Origin of the sequence: Streptomyces yokosukanensis (genome assembly GCF_001514035.1) — a bacterium.
Classification (GTDB): Bacteria; Actinomycetota; Actinomycetes; order Streptomycetales; family Streptomycetaceae; genus Streptomyces; species Streptomyces yokosukanensis.
Genome location: NZ_KQ948269.1, coordinates 2,343 through 3,860 on the forward strand (window position 1 = coordinate 2,343; position 1,518 = coordinate 3,860).

Sequence of the window (1,518 nt, forward strand, 5' to 3'; positions counted from 1 at the left end):
AATGACACGACTTCGGCGGTACGCTTGAGCCCCGCTACATTGTCGGCGCGGAATCACTAGACCAGTGAGCTATTACGCACTCTTTCAAGGGTGGCTGCTTCTAAGCCAACCTCCTGGTTGTCTGTGCGACTCCACATCCTTTCCCACTTAGCGTACGCTTAGGGGCCTTAGTCGATGCTCTGGGCTGTTTCCCTCTCGACCATGGAGCTTATCCCCCACAGTCTCACTGCCGCGCTCTCACTTACCGGCATTCGGAGTTTGGCTAAGGTCAGTAACCCGGTAGGGCCCATCGCCTATCCAGTGCTCTACCTCCGGCAAGAAACACACGACGCTGCACCTAAATGCATTTCGGGGAGAACCAGCTATCACGGAGTTTGATTGGCCTTTCACCCCTAACCACAGGTCATCCCCCAGGTTTTCAACCCTGGTGGGTTCGGTCCTCCACGAAGTCTTACCTCCGCTTCAACCTGCCCATGGCTAGATCACTCCGCTTCGGGTCTTGAGCGTGCTACTGAAACGCCCTGTTCGGACTCGCTTTCGCTACGGCTTCCCCACACGGGTTAACCTCGCAACACACCGCAAACTCGCAGGCTCATTCTTCAAAAGGCACGCAGTCACACCAAAGTGCTCCCACGGCTTGTAGGCACACGGTTTCAGGTACTATTTCACTCCCCTCCCGGGGTACTTTTCACCATTCCCTCACGGTACTATCCGCTATCGGTCACCAGGGAATATTTAGGCTTAGCGGGTGGTCCCGCCAGATTCACACGGGATTTCTCGGGCCCCGTGCTACTTGGGTGTCTCTCAAACGAGCCGTTGACGTTTCGACTACGGGGGTCTTACCCTCTACGCCGGACCTTTCGCATGTCCTTCGCCTACATCAACGGTTTCTGACTCGTCCTGCCGCCGGCAGACGACAGAAGAGAGATCCCACAACCCCGTATACGCAACCCCTGCCGGGTCTCACACGCATACGGTTTGGCCTCATCCGGTTTCGCTCGCCACTACTCCCGGAATCACGGTTGTTTTCTCTTCCTGAGGGTACTGAGATGTTTCACTTCCCCTCGTTCCCTCCACACTGCCTATGTGTTCAGCAGCGGGTGACAGCCCATGACGACTGCCGGGTTTCCCCATTCGGAAACCCCCGGATCAAAGCCTGGTTGACGACTCCCCGGGGACTATCGTGGCCTCCCACGTCCTTCATCGGTTCCTGGTGCCAAGGCATCCACCGTGCGCCCTTAAAAACTTGGCCACAGATGCTCGCGTCCACTGTGCAGTTCTCAAACAACGACCAGCCACCCATCACCCCACCGGAACATCCGATGAGTGCACTGGGGCCGGCGACTGAGGAAAACCATTCCCTCAGACACCCAACAGCGTGCCCGGCACGACCAGCCGACCAGATCAGCGTTCCACGCCCCGAAGAGCAGTACTAGCGCCTGGTCCGTCCTGGACCGTACCGAATAATCAACGTTCCACCCATGAGCAACCAGCACCGGACGTTCGCCGATGAACTGG

1 other annotated feature (cut by a window edge) is annotated in these 1,518 nt (G+C 57.6%).

The features are described from left to right. Positions 1-1,252 (bottom strand) — a sequence feature (mutual gap in cmsearch alignment for this rRNA model is longer than 100) (it extends 2,312 nt beyond the left edge of the window). Positions 1,253-1,518 lie beyond the last annotated feature (266 nt).